Annotated in this window: 13 protein-coding genes and 1 tRNA gene; 8 read left to right on the top strand and 6 right to left on the bottom strand. The window is 71.3% G+C overall.

The window, feature by feature from the left end; genetic code table 11:
* Window positions 1-46 precede the first annotated feature (46 nt).
* Complete coding sequence (locus FF096_RS19260; protein WP_309223596.1) at window positions 47-1,318, bottom strand: MFS transporter; 1,272 nt, start codon at window positions 1,316-1,318, stop codon at window positions 47-49.
* A complete protein-coding gene (locus tag FF096_RS19255) occupies window positions 1,315-2,664 on the bottom strand; it encodes a GH1 family beta-glucosidase (RefSeq protein WP_230462768.1) in 1,350 nt (449 codons plus the stop codon). Before FF096_RS19255 ends, FF096_RS19260 begins: the two co-directional genes overlap by 4 nt.
* 235 nt (window positions 2,665-2,899) lie before the next feature.
* On the opposite strand from FF096_RS19255, the gene FF096_RS19250 reads away from it, so the two are divergent.
* Window positions 2,900-3,346, top strand: coding sequence for an SRPBCC family protein (locus FF096_RS19250; RefSeq protein ID WP_093401307.1), 447 nt, complete (start codon window positions 2,900-2,902; stop codon window positions 3,344-3,346).
* Between the two features lie 92 nt (window positions 3,347-3,438).
* Here the strand turns inward: FF096_RS19250 and FF096_RS19245 are convergent, their stop codons facing one another.
* From FF096_RS19245 to aceE, 3 genes are all read right to left on the bottom strand, one after another.
* Entirely contained in the window at window positions 3,439-4,377 is a 939-nt protein-coding gene (locus tag FF096_RS19245) for a hypothetical protein (protein WP_155220473.1), read from the bottom strand.
* The gene (locus FF096_RS19240) at window positions 4,374-5,663 is read right to left on the bottom strand and encodes a choice-of-anchor B family protein (RefSeq protein ID WP_155220471.1); all 1,290 of its coding nucleotides are present in this window, start codon (window positions 5,661-5,663) and stop codon (window positions 4,374-4,376) included. The genes FF096_RS19245 and FF096_RS19240 overlap by 4 nt, the downstream gene beginning before the upstream one ends.
* Window positions 5,664-5,949: 286 nt before the next feature.
* Window positions 5,950-8,694 carry a pyruvate dehydrogenase (acetyl-transferring), homodimeric type gene (aceE, locus tag FF096_RS19235; RefSeq protein ID WP_309223595.1) on the bottom strand — a complete coding sequence of 915 codons (2,745 nt, stop codon included), beginning with the start codon at window positions 8,692-8,694 and terminating at the stop codon, window positions 5,950-5,952.
* Window positions 8,695-8,892: 198 nt separating this feature from the next.
* On the opposite strand from aceE, the gene FF096_RS19230 reads away from it, so the two are divergent.
* The 6 genes from FF096_RS19230 to FF096_RS19200 all read left to right on the top strand — a co-directional run bounded on the left by FF096_RS19230 (window position 8,893) and on the right by FF096_RS19200 (window position 14,499).
* A complete protein-coding gene (locus tag FF096_RS19230) occupies window positions 8,893-9,297 on the top strand; it encodes a YjbQ family protein (RefSeq protein WP_309223594.1) in 405 nt (134 codons plus the stop codon).
* A 123-nt stretch (window positions 9,298-9,420) separates the two neighbouring features.
* Window positions 9,421-12,327, top strand: a complete 2,907-nt coding sequence (locus tag FF096_RS19220) for a thiamine pyrophosphate-dependent enzyme (RefSeq protein WP_230462778.1) — start codon at window positions 9,421-9,423, stop codon at window positions 12,325-12,327.
* A gap of 109 nt (window positions 12,328-12,436) precedes the next feature.
* Window positions 12,437-12,874 carry a DUF3052 domain-containing protein gene (locus FF096_RS19215; RefSeq protein WP_309223592.1) on the top strand — a complete coding sequence of 146 codons (438 nt, stop codon included), beginning with the start codon at window positions 12,437-12,439 and terminating at the stop codon, window positions 12,872-12,874.
* A gap of 52 nt (window positions 12,875-12,926) precedes the next feature.
* A complete protein-coding gene (locus FF096_RS19210; protein WP_155220465.1) occupies window positions 12,927-13,391 on the top strand; it encodes a peroxiredoxin in 465 nt (154 codons plus the stop codon).
* An 86-nt stretch (window positions 13,392-13,477) separates the two neighbouring features.
* Window positions 13,478-13,549 (top strand) — tRNA-Val (locus FF096_RS19205).
* 152 nt (window positions 13,550-13,701) lie between these two features.
* Window positions 13,702-14,499, top strand: a complete 798-nt coding sequence (locus FF096_RS19200) for an alpha/beta hydrolase (RefSeq protein ID WP_309223591.1) — start codon at window positions 13,702-13,704, stop codon at window positions 14,497-14,499.
* Window positions 14,500-14,610: 111 nt separating this feature from the next.
* Here the strand turns inward: FF096_RS19200 and FF096_RS19195 are convergent, their stop codons facing one another.
* Entirely contained in the window at window positions 14,611-15,549 is a 939-nt protein-coding gene (locus tag FF096_RS19195; protein WP_155220615.1) for an aminoglycoside phosphotransferase family protein, read from the bottom strand.
* 138 nt (window positions 15,550-15,687) lie between these two features.
* Here FF096_RS19195 and FF096_RS19190 point away from each other — a divergent pair, with 138 nt between their 5' ends.
* The gene (locus FF096_RS19190; RefSeq protein ID WP_155220461.1) at window positions 15,688-16,833 is read left to right on the top strand and encodes a polysaccharide pyruvyl transferase family protein; all 1,146 of its coding nucleotides are present in this window, start codon (window positions 15,688-15,690) and stop codon (window positions 16,831-16,833) included.
* Window positions 16,834-16,844 lie beyond the last annotated feature (11 nt).

Genomic DNA, 16,844 nt, shown 5'->3' with positions numbered 1-16,844 from the left:
ATCGCCTGGAGTGGTACAGGGGGCCCTTCCTAACATCACGGTCGGCTCAGGGCACCGAGCGAATCTTCAGTACCAGCACGCTGCCGAGCGCGGTCACCGCCGCGGTGGCCGCGTACAGCGCCGGGTAGCCGCCGAGGTGGACCACGATCGGCGCGGAGATGGCCGGTCCGAGCACCTGCGGGGCGGAGTTGGCGATGTTGATCACGCCGAGGTCCTTGGCCCGGTCGGTGGCCCTGGGCAACACCTGGGTGATCAGGGCGGCGTCCACCGACAGGTACACCCCGTAACCGGCGCCGAGCAGCAGCGCGGCGAACATCGCCGTCGGCCAGCTGGGTGCCACGGCCAGCAGCAGCGCCGCCACCGCCATCACCATCCCGGAGGTGATGACGTAGATCTTCCGTCGGCCGGAGCGGTCCGACAGCCGACCGGCGATCACCGTGGTGCCCATCAGCCCGGCGGTGTAGAGCAGGATCAGCAGCAGCAGGCCGCTCTCGGGGTCGGCCACCTGGACCTTGTCGGTGAGGAAGTAGAGCAGGTAGAGGGTGCCCAGGGCGTTGCCGAGCTGGACCAGGAACCGGGTGATCCAGGCCCAGCCGAAGTCGGGGTGCCGGCGGGGCGACACCCACATCGAGCGGAACAGGCCGCGCAGCGCCGGTCGGTGGGCGCGGGGCAGCGGGTCGTCCCTGGTACGCAGGGCGAACGGCACCGCCAGTAGCAGGAGGGCTCCGGCGACGGCCAGGTAGCCGGCGGTGATCCCGGTGAACACGGCGGTGACCAGCACGACGCCGAGCACCAGCCCCAACGCCTGCGGGATGCCGACCCAACCGGAGACGCCGCCCCGCTGCACGACCGGTACCCGGTCCGGTACGGCGGCGGTGAGGCTGGCCAGCATCGCGTTGAGGCAGACCTGCGCGGTCACCCAACCCACCGCCACCCCGAGCACGGTCTGTGCCTGGGCGAGCAGCACCAGGGCCAACACGGCGAGCACCGCGCCACCGAGGGTCCAGACGTGCCGTCGGCCGAACTCCCGTCGGCCGATCCGCAGGCAGGTCCGGTCGGACAGCGCCCCGGCCAGCGGGTTGGCGACCACCGCGGCCAGCGCGCCGATGCCGGTGACCACCGCCAGCATGGTCTCCTTGTCCGCCGGCGCGATCTGCCCGAGCTGCTGCGGGAGGAGGACCTGGATCGGGGTGAAGAAGGCCATCCAGACGCCGAGGTTGGCGGCGAACAGCAGCGCGATCCACCCTCGGCGTACCGGCACGTTCGGCTCGGCGAGAGCGGCCGGCAGCGAGGCCGGGGTGGGGTCGGCGGTGGTCACCGAGGTGGTTCCCGCCGGCTGGTCGCGATCACCTCACGCAGCCAGGCGTACGACGACTTGGGCGTGCGCCGCCCGGTGTCGAAGTCGACGTGCACCAGGCCGAAGCGTTTGGTGAAGCCCTCGGCCCACTCCCAGTTGTCCAGCAACGACCAGACGAAGTACCCGGTCACCGACACCCCGTCGTCGATCGCGGCGTGTACCGCCCGCAGGTGACCGTCCAGGTAGGCGATCCGGTCCGGGTCGGGCACCTGCCCGTCGGCGTCGGGTGCGTCGTCGTAGGCGCAGCCGCTCTCGGTGACCTGGATCGGCGGCAGCCCGGTGCCGTAGCGGTCCCGCAGCCAGCCGAGCAGCTCACGCAGCCCGTCCGGGGCCACCGGCCAGTCGAAGGCGGTACGCGGGTAGCCGGTGAGCGGCACCAGCTCGAAGGGGAGCGGCGAACCCTGCTCGGCGGCGCGTACCGCCGTGGGGTTGTAGTAGTTGACGCCGAGCACGTCCAGCGGTGCGGCGATCACGTCCAGGTCGCCGTCGCGGAGAGCCGTGGTGTCGAAACCCAGCTCCGCCGGATACCCGTGGCCGAGCAGCGGGTCGGTGAAGAGCCGGTTGTGCAGCGCCTCGTAGGTCGCCGCGGCGGCGGCGTCGGCCGGGCTGTCACCGGCGACCCGCACCGGGGAGTAGTTGTTGGCGATGGCCACCGGTGCGGTGCTGCGCCCGCGCAGCGCGGCGACCGCGAGACCGTGGCCGAGCAGCTGGTGGTGGGCGACCGGGAAGGCGTCGAAGAGCAGCGTCCGGCCGGGGGCGTGTACGCCGGTGGCGTGCCCGAGGCTCATGTGGATGAACGGCTCGTTGAGGGTGATCCAGAGTCGGACCCGGTCGCCGAGGCGGGCGGCCACCAGGTCGGCGTACTCGGCGAAGCGGTGCGCGGTGTCCCGGTTCAGCCAGCCTCCGGCGTCCTCCAGCGGCTGGGGCAGGTCCCAGTGGAACAGGGTGGCGACCGGGTCGATGCCGTGCGTGAGCAGTTGGTCGACCAGCCGTTCGTAGAAGTCCAGCCCGGCGGGGTTGGCCTTGCCGGTGCCGCTGGGCAGCACCCGGGGCCAGGCGATCGAGAAGCGGTACGCGTCGACACCCAGCCCGGCCATCAGGGCGACGTCCTCGGCGTACCGGTGGTAGTGGTCGCAGGCCACGTCGCCGCTGCTGCCGTCGACGATCCGACCGGGGGTGTGGGCGAAGGTGTCCCAGATGGACGGGCCGCGTCCGTCGACGGCGGCGGCGCCCTCGATCTGGTACGCGGAGGTGGAGACGCCCCAGCGGAAGCCGGTGGGGAACTCGGGCATCGGAGCGTTCGGCATCTGCCCTCCCGGTTGTGCGCGAGCGGCGACACGACTGCGGCACGCCCTGCTGCCGATCGCGCCGACGTGAAACGTGCTCGGAACTCTAGGGGGCGGCGCGACCGGACGCCATAGGCTCCCGAACTGCGAAGAGCAATACCTTTCGGCGTGTCTTTTACGAACCCGTCCATATACGTCCGTTTTTGCGCATAGAGTGCCGAATATCGTGGGATGTCCTCACTGGAGGAAGACGGAAATGATCCTCGTGGAACGCAGCGCGCACGTGGCGGCGCCGGTGGAAGCGGTCTGGGACGTGGTGCAGCGGGCCGAGCAGTTGCCGGCCTGGCTGGCCGGGGTCCGTGCGGCCGAGGTCCTCTCGGGGGAGGGCTTCGGTCGGCGGCAGTTGGTCCAGGCTGGACGCGGTGCCGCGCATGAGGCTGAGGTGATCGCCTATCAGGAGCCGACCCTGATCGGCTGGCGTGAACGCGCCAAGGGCGCCGGTGCTCGAGCGGAGGCGCGCACCGAGATATACGTCCAGCTCACACCCGACGAACAGGAGGGTGGCACGGTGGTGCGGCTGATCGTCGTACGCTGGCCGGCCGGCCCGGTCAAGGCCGCCCTGCTCCGGCTCGGCCTGCGTCGGGTCGGCGCCGACCTGGAGGACTCGCTGGCCCGGCTGACCGACCTGGCCGCCGTCGGCTGACGGGCCACGTCCCGGCGTCACCCGCGAAGGTGGCGGCCCGGTGTCCCCGCCAGGGGCGTCCGGGCCGCCATCACTCGTCGCGGCCCGCTGCCTCAGACGATCACGGTGAACGCGGCGACGCGTACCTCGTCGAGGTGCCGGAACTCGAAGAACAGCCGGTAGGTGCCGGCGGACGGCACCGTCACGCCGAACGCCACCACCGAGCTGGGCTGGCTGGCCGCGGCCGGGTGCACGTGCAGGTACGCCAGGTCGCCCTGGCGCAACGCCACCAGGTGCCCGTACGCGCCGAGGTGCCGTTGCAGGTCGTTCACCGGCCGCCCGTCCCGGCCCAGCCAGACGAGCACCTGGTTGGACTCGCCCGCGCGCAGCCCCCCGTCGAGGGTGACCGTGTAGCCGTCCGCCAGGGTCGTCTCCTCGGGTGGGGCCAGCGGCTCGGCGGCGTACCGGCCGGGAACCGGCACGTCGACCCCGAGCGTGACGCCGGCCGACGCGCCCTGCGGCCAGAAGTCCGCGATGGCCCGGAGCGGGCCGGGCCTGGCCGGGGTGACCGTGACCCGCCAGGTGCCGTCGGCCGACATCTCCGGGTGCACGTGCTGGTAGCCGGAGAGGTCACGGCCGACCAGGATCAGGTGCATCCGGCGTTCGTGGTTCTCCTGGAACGCGGTGAGCGCGACGCCCTCCGCATCGGTGATCCGGAAGGCCAGCTCGCCGGGTTTCCCGGCGGTCAGCTCCGGGGTGTCCAGGGCCAGCGTCCAGCCGTCGCGGGACACCTCCAGCCCGCCGGGTCCGTGGCCGAGATGCGCGTCCGACGTCGCCACCGGCCGTGGTGGCGCGGGGGTCGGGTTGCCGGCGCGCCCGGCGAAGAACCCGACGGTCAGGGTCAGCCCGAGCACCAGCGCGGCGGCGGCGTAGCGCCACACCGTGTCACCGGTCGGCGGCGGCAAGTCGGGGGCGGGGCGGGGGCGCCCCGACTGGGACGCCCCCTCGATCTGGTCGGCGGCCGTCACCGGCCGGTGATCGGTGGCGGTCATGACAAGCGGGGCTGGAGTACGAACAGACCCTGCTCGATGCCGCTGACCACCACGATGCCGCTCGGGTAGTACGGGTAGGTGCTCCACGCCCCGTTCATCGAGGCGCTGTTGCTCGACGGGTAGATGTCGAAGTACCCGACCTCGCTGGCCTGGCCGCTGGCCACGTTGCGCAGGTCCAGGATGCGCAACCCGGCCCGGTAGTTGGCCTGGTAGGTGTAGTTGCCCTTGACGTACTGGTTGTGATCGGTGGCCTGGACCCCGGACGGGGCGGTGTAGGTGCCGATGTGCCGGGGCGCGTCCAGGTCGGCCAGGTCCCAGATGTAGGTCTGCGTCCGCACCCCGCGCCGGCTCTCGTCCAGCTCGTCGTCGAGCAGGAAGTACCGCTGGTTCTCGGTGAACCAGCCCTGGTGGGTGTACGCCCGCCCGGTGTAGCCGATGCGGGACAGCTGCCGAGGCGCCGACTTGTTGGTCACGTCGACCACGGTCACCGTGTCCTCGTTGGAGCTGACGCAGATCTCCCGCCCGGTGTAGGCGGTGTCCGGACCCCGGTAGACCACGCACTGGGTGTCGTGGGTGTAGCCGTCGTTGCTGACGCAGCCGGCGTACACCGGGGACTTCGGGGTGCGAATGTCGATCATGTGCAGGCCGCCGCTGCACGTGTTCGTGCCGACCGCGTACGCGTACCCGGTCTGCTCGTTGATGGCGATGTTGTGCGAGTTGCCGAACCGGCTGTAGTGCGCGTTGGCCGTCCAGGTCTGCGGTGTGGTGACACCGCGCAGCCGGGTCAGGTCGAACACCTGCATGCCGTGTCCGGAGACGTCCGCGACCACGTACGCGTGGTCCCGGTAGACCTTGATGTCACGCCAGACCGCGGTGCGGTTCTGGTACGCGGGCAGGTTGCCCAGGTAGACCGGGGCGGTCGGGTTGGACACGTCCACGAAGGAGGTGCCGTTGCGCCGTCCGACCAGCGCGTACTCCTTGCCGGTCTGGGGGTCGGTCCAGCCCCAGATGTCGTTGGCCTGGCTGCCGCCGATGCTGGACAGCGGCATGAACGACAGCAGGTCCACGTTGCGGCAGGGGTAGCCCGCCGCCTGGCCGTTGGTGCAGGTCGCGGCGGCGGCCGCGACGAGCTGCTGGGTGGGTTCGCGTTGGGCCATGAACTCCTGTGCCGACGCGCGCCCGGCCGGGGTGGCCGGGTCGTGCGCCACCGAGGGCGAGCCCGCCGGGACCATCGACACCACCAGGGCGCCGACGGCCAGGGCGAGACCGATCCGGACGATTCGCATGAAGGCTCCCTCCCGTCGCGCGCTGCTGCGGCGGTGACGTCCCGGCCGGCGGTGGACGGGCGCGACGGGGGTGGGTCCACCGGCCAACCTGGTGTCCCTGGGGTCCAACTGAAACACCTATCGGCAATTGTGGATGCGTCGTGTTACACGAAAAAGACATGCGTCGATACCGGAAGGGTCATACCTGCGTGCCCGTCGCCGGTGGGGCAGACGACAGGCGTACGCGAAGGGGCCCGGCGCGGTGTCGTACCGCGCCGGGCCCCTCGACCGGGCTCTCGCCCGAGCCTCAGCTGTCGCCGCCGGTCTCGCCCACCGGGGCGGCGTTGACGTCGTCGATGGCGTACTTCTTGGCCGCCTCGGCCGGCACGTGGGCCGGCACCGCCCCGCGCAGCGCGAGCTGCCGCAGCGCCGCGACCGCGACCGACTCGGCGTCGACGTGGAAGTGCCGCCGTAGCGCGTGCCGGGTGTCGGACAACCCGAAACCGTCCGTGCCCAGCGACGTCCAGTCACCCGGTACCCACCGGGAGATCAGGTCCGGTACCGCACGCATCCAGTCGCTGACCGCGACCTTCGGGCCGTCGGCGTCGGCCAGCTTGCGCTGGATGTACGGCACCCGCTGCTCGCTGCCGGGGTGCAGGAGGTTGTACTCCTCGCACTCCACCGCGTCCCGACGCAGCTCCGTCCACGAGGTCACCGACCAGACATCGGCGGCCACGCCCCAGTCCTGGGCCAGCAACTGCTGCGCCTTCAGGGCCCACTGCATGCCGGTGCCGGAGGCCAACAGGTTCGCCCGGGGAGCGTCCCCCTCCAGCGAGGGGGCCGGAGAGTAGCGGTAGATCCCCTTGACGATGCCCTCGACGTCCACGCCCTCCGGCTCCGCCGGCTGGTGGATCGGCTCGTTGTAGACGGTGAGGTAGTAGAAGACGTTCTCCTGCTTCTCGCCGTACATCCGGTGCAGGCCGCTCTCCATGATGTGCGCGATCTCGAACGCGAACGCCGGATCGTACGCGACGACCGCCGGGTTGGTGGCGGCCAACAGCATGGAGTGTCCGTCCTCGTGCTGGAGTCCCTCGCCGTTGAGCGTGGTGCGCCCGGCGGTGGCGCCGAGCACGAAGCCCCGGGCCATCTGGTCCGCGGCGGCCCAGAACCCGTCGCCGGTGCGCTGGAACCCGAACATCGAGTAGAAGATGTACATCGGGATCATCGGCTCGTCGTGGGTGGCGTACGACGTGCCGGCCGCGGTGAACGAGGCCACCGAACCGGCCTCGTTGATCCCCTCGTGCAGGATCTGCCCGGCGGTCGCCTCCTTGTACGACAGGAACAGATCCCGGTCGACCGAGGTGTACCGCTGGCCGTGCGGCGAGTAGATCTTGGCGGTCGGGAAGATGGAGTCCAGGCCGAAGGTGCGCGCCTCGTCGGGGATGATCGGCACCCAGCGCTTGCCGAACTGCTTGTCCTTCATCAGGTCCTTGAGCAGCCGGACGAAGGCCATCGTGGTGGCCACCTTCTGCTTGCCCGACCCGCGCTTGATGTCGGCGAACCGCTCCTTGCCGGGGATGGCCAGGGACTTCGCGGTGGTCCGCCGGGTCGGCAGGTAGCCGCCGAGCTGTCGGCGCCGCTCGTGCAGGTACTGCATCTCGTCGGACTTCTCGTCCGGCCGCAGGTACGGCGGCAGGTAGGGGTTCTCCTCCAGCGCCGAGTCCGGGATGTCGAGGTAGAGCCGGTCGCGGAAGGTCTTCAGATCCTCCAGCGTCAGCTTCTTCATCTGGTGCGTGGCGTTGCGGCCCTCGAAGTGCGAGCCGAGCGTCCAGCCCTTGATCGTCTTGGCCAGGATCACGGTCGGCTGGCCGGTGTGCTCGGTCGCCGCCTTGTAGGCCGCGTACAGCTTGCGGTAGTCGTGCCCGCCCCGCTTGAGGTTCCAGATCTCGTCGTCGGTGAGCCCCTCGACCATCTTGCGGGTGCGCGGGTCACGGCCGAAGAAGTGCTCCCGCACGTACGCCCCGGACTCCGCCTTGTAGGTCTGGTAGTCGCCGTCGGGCGTGGTGTTCATCAGGTTGACCAGCGCGCCGTCGGTGTCGGCGGCGAGCAGCGGGTCCCACTCCCGGCCCCAGACGACCTTGATGACGTTCCAACCGGCACCCCGGAAGAACGCCTCCAACTCCTGCATGACCTTGCCGTTGCCGCGTACCGGCCCGTCCAGTCGTTGCAGATTGCAGTTGATCACGAAGGTGAGGTTGTCCAGCTCCTCGCGAGCCGCCACCCCGATCGCGCCGAGGGTCTCCGGCTCGTCCATCTCGCCGTCGCCCAGGAAGGCCCAGACGTGCTGGTCGGAGGTGTCCTTGATGCCCCGGTGGTGCAGGTAACGGTTGAACCGGGCCTGGTAGATGGCGTTCAGGCCGCCCAGACCCATGGAGACCGTGGGGAACTCCCAGAAGTCCGGCATCAGCCGGGGGTGCGGGTACGAGGGCAGGCCGCCGCCGGGGTGGGACAACTCCTGCCGGAAACCGTCGAGCTGGTTCTCGCTGAGCCGGCCCTCCAGGAACGCCCGCGCGTACATGCCGGGGGAGGCGTGCCCCTGGTAGAAGATGTGGTCGCCACCACCCGGGTGGTCCTTGCCCCGGAAGAAGTGGTTGAAGCCGACCTCGTAGAGCGAGGCCGAGCTGGCGAAGGTCGAGATGTGGCCGCCCACACCGATCTCCGGACGCTGCGCGCGGTGCACCAACATCGCCGCGTTCCACCGCACGTACGCCCGGATCCGGCGCTCGACGTGCTCGTCGCCGGGGAACCACGGTTCGCGCTCCGGCGGGATCGTGTTGATGTAGTCGGTGGTGGTCAGCGACGGCACGCCGACCTGACGCTCCCGGGCGCGTTCCAGCAGCCGCAGCATGACGTAGCGGGCTCGCTTGGTGCCACGGTCGTCAATGACACCGTCGAGCGACTCGACCCACTCGCTGGTCTCTTCGGGGTCGATGTCCGGAAGCTGGCTCGGCAGGCCGGCCGTGATCACCGGGCGCTTGCGTTCCGTGGCCACAGGCGTTCCCTCGGTTGTGTGTGGGATAGGTCTCTGGCACCATCCTGCCCCGTCGCGACGCCCGGCGTCACGTCCACCCGGCCGAAGGGCGATGCGCGACACAGGTACCCACCAGTAACTTTGTGTTTTCACGTCGGTAACGGCGATCGCGCCGACGGGGACCGGCGGTGCGTGGCCGGGTGGGGAACAATGCGGGTTGTGCGTAGTGAGCTGATCACCGTCCGGACCGGTTCCCGGCCCACCGTCCGGGACATCACGGCCGAGGCCGAGCAGTTCGTCACCGGCTCCGGCGACGGCCTGCTCCACGTCTTCGTGCCGCACGCCACCGCCGGGGTGGCCATCATCGAGACCGGAGCCGGTTCGGACGACGACCTGCTCACCGCACTGGACGCGGTGCTGCCGACCGACGATCGCTGGCGACACCGGCACGGCTCACCGGGGCACGGCCGCGACCACGTGCTGCCCGCCTTCGTCGCCCCGTACGCGACGCTGCCCGTGCTCGGTGGCCGACTGGCCCTGGGCACCTGGCAGTCGATCTGTCTGGTCGACACCAACGGCGACAACCCCACCCGGCAGGTCCGCTTCTCCTTCCTGCCCGGCTGAACCCATCCCCGCCGATCGGCGGGAGCGGCGCAGGTCGGCGGCGGCTCGCCACGCGGCGGCCGGGCGGGACACGCGCGACGGCGTGAGACACGCTCGACTGTGCGAGGCGTGCGTCAGTCGGTAATGCTGTCGGACGTGACCACCCCGCAGGATCTCGACGACCGGTTCCGAGAGTCCCTGGCCGCCCTCGCCGCACCGGCGCACCGTGCCGACCCGGCGGAACCGGTGACCGAGGGCAGCGCGCTGACCGGTGCCCAACTGCTCGACCTCTTCGATGCCCAGGTCACCAGCCGACAACTCGACCTGGCCGGTCGCTGGTTGCGCAGCTTCGGCGAGGGCTACTACACCATCGGCTCCGCCGGCCACGAGGGCAACGCGGCGGTGGCGGCGGCCCTGCGGCCCACCGACCCGGCCCTGCTGCACTACCGTTCCGGCGCCTTCTACTGCGTCCGGGCCGCCCAAGCGAGTTCGCCCCCGCAGCCCGAGCCGACTACGCGGTCTGAGCCGGTTGAGGGGTCTGAGCCGGTCGAGCGGTCGGCGCCGGTCGGGCGGTCCGCGCCGACGTCACCCGTCACCGGCCCGACCCCGGCAGATGCCGACCCGACCAGCGGTGCTGGCTCGACCGCCGCTCCCGGTTCGTCCGGTGGTGCCGGGCCGACCGGCGTGACGACCGTCGACCGGTCGGACGACGCCGCCGTCGACCCGGACCGGGCGACCGACGACCCCGGCCGCGCCGCCGCCGAGCCCGACCGGGCTGCTGCCGACTCCGACCGCGCTGCTGCCGACGCCGAGGGAGCCGATTCCGAGCGCGCCGCTGCCGATTCCGAGCGCGCCGCTGCCGCCGCCGACTCCGGGCGCGTCGCTGCCGCCGCCGACTCCGAGGGTGCCGGTGTCGACCCCGACCGGGCCGCTGCCGCTGGCGGGCCGGTGGGGGAGGTGCCCGCCGCCAACCAACCGGCGGCCGTACCGCTGGCCGAGTCCCGGCCGGTGACCGTGACCGCGCCGGTCAGCGCGACCGGCGACCGGCCCGGCGGCAGCCGGATGACGGCGGTCAAGCGGCCGGTGCCCCGGGCCTACGCCGACGCGGCCCGGGACGTGCTGCGCGGCATGGTGGCCTCCAGCCGGGAACCGATCGCCGGTGGCCGGCACAAGGTGTTCGGCCGCGCCGACCTCGCGGTGATTCCGACGACCTCCACGATCGCCTCGCACCTTCCCCGGGCGGTCGGCATGGGCCTCGCCGTGGAGCGGCTGCGTCGGCTGGACGCCCGACGGGAGGTGCGCCGGGGTGGTACGACGCAACCCGAACCGGCGCCCTGGCCGACCGACGCCATCGTGGTCTGCTCGTTCGGGGACGCCTCGATCAACCATGCCAGCGCCACGGCCGCGTTCAACACCGCCGGCTGGTACGACCACACCGGCCTGCGCATCCCGGTGCTCTTCGTCTGCGAGGACAACGGGCTGGGCATCAGTGTCCGGTCCCCGCAGGGGTGGGTGGCGACGGCCCTGCGCTCCAAGCCCGGCATCCGGTACTTCGCCGCCGACGGGTCCGACCTGGTCGGCACGTACGAGGTGGCGGCCGAGGCGGCGGCCTGGGTGCGTCGGCACCGACGACCGGCGGTGCTGCACCTGACCACGGTCCGGCTGATGGGTCACGCCGGTGCGGACGCCGAGAGCGCCTACCGCCCCGCCTCGGAGATCGCCGCCGACGTGGACCGCGATCCGGTGGTCGCCACCGCGCGGCGGCTGGTCGACGCGGGCCTGGCCAGCGGCGCGGAGCTGCTGGACCGCTACGACGAGATCGGATGGCAGGTCCGCCGGATCGCCGAGGAGGTGCTCGACGAGCCGAAACTGGTCGACGCCGCCGAGGTGATCGCCCCGCTGGCGCCGCGTCGGCCGGTCCGGGCCGCCCTGGCGGTCTCCGACGCGGGTGCCCGTGCCGCCGGGCCGGACGCCGAGGCGCGGGCCGAGGCGTTCGGCGGTAAACCGCCGGAACTGGCCGGGCCGCTCACCCTCGCGCAGAGCATCAACGCGGCGCTCACCGACGGGCTGCTCTACTACCCGCAGATGGCGGTCTTCGGCGAGGACGTCGCCGTCAAGGGCGGGATCTACGGGGTGACCAAGGGGCTGCGTGACCGGTTCGGCGCGGCCCGGGTGTTCGACACGCTGCTCGACGAGACCTCGATCCTCGGCCTCGGTCTCGGCGCGGGCCTGGCCGGGATGCTGTCGGTGCCGGAGATCCAGTACCTCGCGTACCTGCACAACGCCGAGGACCAGCTGCGGGGCGAGGCGGCGACCATGCGGTTCTTCTCGCAGGGGGCGTGGCGCAACCCGATGGTGGTGCGGGTGGCCGGTCTGGCGTACCAGGAGGGGTTCGGGGGGCACTTCCACAACGACAACTCGGTCGCCGTGCTGCGGGACGTACCGGGTCTGGTGATCGCGGTACCGGCCCGGCCGGACGACGCGGCGGCGATGCTGCGGACCTGCCTGGCGAGCGCGGTGGTGGACGGCAGTGTCTGCGTGTTCCTGGAGCCCATCGCGCTCTACCACACCCGCGACCTCTACACCGACGGTGACGGCGAGTGGCTGGCCGGTTACGCCGAACCGGCCGCCTGGGCCGGCAGCCACGTGCCGGTGGGGCGGGCCCGCGTGTACGGGGTCGGTTCGGCCGACGACGTCACCATCGTCACCTTCGGCAACGGCGTACGAATGTCGCTGCGGGCCGCCTCGGCCCTGGCCGACGAGGGGATCGGCACCCGGGTCGTGGACCTGCGCTGGCTCGCGCCGCTGCCGGTGGCCGATCTCATCCGGGAGGCCACCGTGACCGGTCGGGTGCTGGTGGTGGACGAGACCCGCCGCTCCGGTGGGGTGGGCGAGGGGGTGATCGCCGCGCTGGTGGATGCCGGATATGTCGGGGCGGCACGCCGGGTGGCCGCTGTTGACTCTTTCGTGCCACTGGGACCGGCTGCCCGGCAGGTCCTGGTGTCGGAGGAGGCCATCACCCAGGGTGCCCGTACGCTGCTGGCACGGTAAATTTCGTTCCACCCGGTGCGCCACTTGCGCAGGACGGCACAACTGTGTGGACTTTGCCTGACGGCGTCGAGCAGACGCCGGTTCGGACGAGATGAGGAGGCACGCGACAGTGAGCGCGACCGCTGGTCAGGCTGCTGATGGGGTACGCAGCCTGGCGGACCGGTTCGGCATCGAGCCGGGGATGGTCGTCATGGAGATGGGCTACGACGACGACGTCGACTCCGATCTCCGGGACGCCCTGACCGACCGCTGTGGAGATCTGGTCGACGAGGACACCGACGAGGTCGTCGACGCGGTGCTGGTCTGGTACCGGGACGGCGACGGTGATCTCTTCGAGTTGCTCGTCGACGCCCTCGGCCCGCTGGCCGACAACGGGGTCGTGTGGCTGCTGACGCCGAAGGCCGGGCGCGACGGCCACGTCGAGCCGAGCGAGATCGCCGAGTCGGCACCTACCGCTGGCCTCCAACAGACGTCCACGGTCAACGCCGGCAAGGACTGGAGCGGTGCCCGACTCGTGCTGCGTCGCGGGGCCAAGAGCAAGAAGTAGCCCCGTCCACGGCGAGAGACCGAGGCCGTTCCGAACGATTCGAGGAGTTCGCATGCCCATCGAGGTTGGCGCCGAGGCACCTGACTTCGTGTTGAAGGACCAGAACAACCAGCAGGTACGACTCTCCGACTTCCGGGGTCGGCGTACCGTCCTGCTGGTCTTCTACCCGCTGGCGTTCACCGGCACGTGCCAGGGCGAACTCACCGAGGCGCGGGACAACCTCGACGAGTACGTCAACGACGAGGTCCAACTACTGACCGTCAGTGTCGACTCGGTCTTCGCCCACAAGGTCTGGGCCGAACGGGAGGACTACCAGTTCCCGCTGCTGTCCGACTTCTGGCCGCACGGCGCTGTCGCGCAGGCGTACGGCGTCTTCAACGAGGAAGCCGGCATCGCCAACCGGGGCACCTTCGTCATCGACCGGGCCGGCGTGGTCCGCTTCGCCGAGATGAAGCCGCCCGGTGAGGCCCGCGACCAGCAGAGCTGGCGCAAGGCACTGGCGGAGGCCGTGGCCTGACCTCGTCCCACCTGGTGCGAGGCGTCCGTCCGGGCCGGCGGGTGGCAGGGTAAGCTGCCAACCGCCGGCCCGCCGTACGGCGTTCCGGGCGCGTAGCTCAGTGGGAGAGCACTCGCCTTACAAGCGAGGGGTCGCAGGTTCGAAACCTGCCGCGCCCACAAACCCCTCTCACCTGCGAGAACACCGCAGGTGACCCATCGGCCGGTGGCGGTTGGCCGCACCTGCAGCACTCGCCTACCAGCTCGGCGAGACACCCACCGGCACCGGCCGAGACGGGCCCTGCCCACCGGTGGCTTGATGGGAGATGCGGGTGGCTTTCGCCGAGGTCAACGGCGTTCGGTTCTGGTACGAGACGCAGGGTTCCGGGCGACCGTTGGTGTTGCTGCACGGCGGGTTCGGTGCGGTGGAGACCTTCGCCGCGATCCGACCCGCGTTGGCGCGGCGTCGCATGGTGGTCAGCGTCGACCTGCCCGGTCACGGACGCACCGCCGATGCCGGTCGCCCCCTGCGGTACGAGTCGATGGCCGACGACGTGGCGGCGCTGATCGGTCACCTCGAACTGGCCGAGGTCGAGGTGCTCGGTTTCTCCCTCGGCGGTGGGGTCGCCCTGCGGTTGGCGATTCAGCACCGGCAGTTGCTCCGTCGGCTGGTGGTGGTCTCCGCCCCGTTCCGACGGCAGGGTTGGTTTCCCGAGGTGCTCGCCGGGATGCCCGAGCCCGACGAGGCCGCCGCCGAGCGGATGCGTGGCACCCCTCCCGAGCAGTTGTACCGGCGAGTGGCTCCCCGCCCGCAGGACTGGCCACTGCTCTGGGTCAGGACCGGTGAGCTGCTACGCCGCGACTACGACTGGTCACCGGAGGTCGCCGCGATCACCACGCCGACGATGCTGGTCTTCGCCGACGCCGATTCGATCCGCCCGACCCACATGGTGGAGTTCTTCGGTCTGCTCGGCGGCGGTCACCGGGACGCCGGCTGGGACGGCACCGATCGCCCGGCTGCCCGGTTGGCCGTCCTGCCCGGTCTCACCCACTACGACATCGTCGACTCGCCCGCCCTCCCCGCCGCGGTCCTCCCCTTCCTCACCCACCCCGCAACCCCGCCCACCTGACCCACGGCGACCAGGGGGAGGCAGCAACTTCAGGGTTGTTGCGGTGTCACGGTCCGGCGGAGGCAGCAACTTCGGGGATATTGCTGCCTCCGGGCCTCGGCCCCCGGGGGTCTAGGGGGTTAGGCGTTGGGGGAGCCAGGTGAGCAGGGCGTCGGCTTGGGCCTGCTGGAACGCCCGGAGGGTCGGGATGCCGGGCGGCGGGGGCAGGCGCGCCCGGTCGGTGAAGAAACCGGCCAGGCCGACGTAGAGGCCGGTCACCGCATCGGGGTCGGCTGCGGCGGTGAGCGGTAGCCGGCGCAGCAGCGCCTCGGTGTCGTGCCCGCCGTTCATGCGTACGTCGACCATCAGCATCGCGGTGTCCAGCCAGGCCGGGCCACGGGCCGCCCACGGCCAGTCGATCACGGTGACCCGGCCGGCCTGGTCGATGAGCAGGTTGTCCGCGCGGACGTCGACGTGGCAGAGGGAGTCACCGGTCAGCGATGCCAGGCCCCGCTCCGACCAGGCGCAGAGTTCGTCGAGGTGGGCCCGGACCCAGGAGGTCAGCGTCGACGGCGGGTCGTCGGCGACCCGTTGCCAGCCGGTGAACTCACCGGCCAGCCGCTCGGCGATGGGCGGGACCTCTGCCACCGGGCTGGGCGTGAGCGCCGCCGACATCCGTTCCAGCGCGTCGAACACGGCATCGAGTTCGTCGGCGCGCCACGGAGCGACCGGGTGTCGCCCGTCGACGTCGGTGAGCACCAACGCCACCCAGTGGCCGTCGTCGTGACAGCCGAGCAGGCGGGGCGTCGGGGCGTACGCGGGCAGCGCGGCGGTGATCCGCGCCTCGGCCCGGTGCAGGGTCGGGGTGTCCGGGTTCTGGTCGGGGCTGGCCGCCTTGACGAAGACGCGCCGGCCGCCTGCGGTGCGTACCCGGTCGGCGGTGCCGGGAGAGTAGCCACCCGGCTGCGACACCGCTTCGACGACCCGGTCGCCGATGATCGACTCCACGGCGGATCGGACATCTGCGGGCAACTGGTGCCACCGCAGGCGATTCCTCGTACGCGCCCCCATGGCGTACACGCTGCCCGCCGGTGATCTCACCGGCAAGCTGTTTACCACCCGCCCGTGGGCACCCGGGTGACCTGCGAGGACTGTTCACCACCGCAGCGGGGAAACGATCGAGCAGACGCACCTGGGGAGGAGCGACGGATGACGCGTTCCGGACTGACCATCGGCGTGCTCGGCTCGTACGGCGGGCGAAACCTGGGCGACGAGGCGATCCTCACCGGACTGCTGGCCGATCTGCGACAGCAGGAGCCGCACGCCCGGATCATCGTGTTCTCGCGGAACCCCGCGCACACCGCGGTCGCGCACCCGGACGTGGAGGCGGTGCCGTGGGAGGGAGTCAGCCGAACCGACTCCGCCCTCGTCCTGTCCCAGCTCGACCTGCTCATTCTGGGCGGCGGCGGCATCCTCTACGACAAGGAGGCACGCCGCTACCTGCGGGTCGTACGGGTGGCGCAGGAGCGGGGGCTGCCACTGCTGACGTACGCGGTCGGTGTCGGGCCGCTCAACGAGATGGTGGACACCGGCATGGTCCGGGAGACGTTGGCCGGCGCGGTCCAGGTGACCGTACGCGACCAGGAGTCGCGGATGGTGCTGGAGGAGGCGGGCCTGCTCAACCCGATCACCGTCACCGGTGATCCGGCGTTCCTGCTGGAACCCGAGGACTTTCCCGCCGAGTTCCTCCGTGAGGAGGGCGTGCCGTCCGGAAAACGGCTGGTGGGGATGAGCGTGCGGGAACCGGGCCGGGCGGCGGAGCGGCTCGACGTGGACGGATATCACCGGCTGTTGGCGCAGATCGGTGACTTCCTGGTGCACCGGATCGACGCGCACGTGCTGTTCGTACCGATGGAGCGTGACGACATCCGGCACTCGCACGGGGTGCTGTCGCACATGATCGCCGCCGATCGGGGGCGGATCCTGCACGGCACCTACTCACCGCAGCAGATCCTCGGTTTGATGCGTCATTTCGACCTGGCGGTCGGGATGCGCCTGCACTTCCTGATCTTCGCCGCGATGATGGGTGCGCCGTTCCTGCCCCTGCCGTACGCCGGCAAGGTCTTCGACCTTGCGCAGCGGCTCGGGGTGCCCGCGTTGCGGGGCGTGGAGCGCGAGGTGGAGGGCCCGCTGCTGGCCGAGGTGGACCAGTTGTGGGATGAGCGCGACCAGCGGGCCGAGGTCACCGCCGAGCGGGTGGCCCGGGTGTGCGACGAGGCCCGGGGCACCTCCCAGGTGACCCGGGCGGTGCTGGAGAGCCTGCGGAACAAATCCCTGGTGGAGGTCGGTGCCTGAGCGGAGGCGGG

This window comes from Micromonospora sp. CP22 (assembly GCF_009712475.1).
Classification (GTDB): domain Bacteria; phylum Actinomycetota; class Actinomycetes; order Mycobacteriales; family Micromonosporaceae; genus Micromonospora.
The sequence above is the reverse complement of the archived record's forward strand: the minus strand, read 5'-3'. Positions and strand labels throughout refer to the sequence as shown.

What these genes read in the sequence shown, in the direction of transcription:
- FF096_RS19255 (WP_230462768.1), bottom strand. Translation starts at nt 2,664, where the DNA reads ATGCCGAACGCTCCGATGCCCGAGTTCCCCACCGGCTTCCGCTGGGGC.
- FF096_RS19250 (WP_093401307.1), top strand. Translation starts at nt 2,900, where the DNA reads ATGATCCTCGTGGAACGCAGCGCGCACGTGGCGGCGCCGGTGGAAGCG.
- FF096_RS19245 (WP_155220473.1), bottom strand. Translation starts at nt 4,377, where the DNA reads ATGACCGCCACCGATCACCGGCCGGTGACGGCCGCCGACCAGATCGAG.
- FF096_RS19240 (WP_155220471.1), bottom strand. Translation starts at nt 5,663, where the DNA reads ATGCGAATCGTCCGGATCGGTCTCGCCCTGGCCGTCGGCGCCCTGGTG.
- FF096_RS19220 (WP_230462778.1), top strand. Translation starts at nt 9,421, where the DNA reads ATGCTGTCGGACGTGACCACCCCGCAGGATCTCGACGACCGGTTCCGA.
- FF096_RS19210 (WP_155220465.1), top strand. Translation starts at nt 12,927, where the DNA reads ATGCCCATCGAGGTTGGCGCCGAGGCACCTGACTTCGTGTTGAAGGAC.
- FF096_RS19195 (WP_155220615.1), bottom strand. Translation starts at nt 15,549, where the DNA reads ATGGGGGCGCGTACGAGGAATCGCCTGCGGTGGCACCAGTTGCCCGCA.
- FF096_RS19190 (WP_155220461.1), top strand. Translation starts at nt 15,688, where the DNA reads ATGACGCGTTCCGGACTGACCATCGGCGTGCTCGGCTCGTACGGCGGG.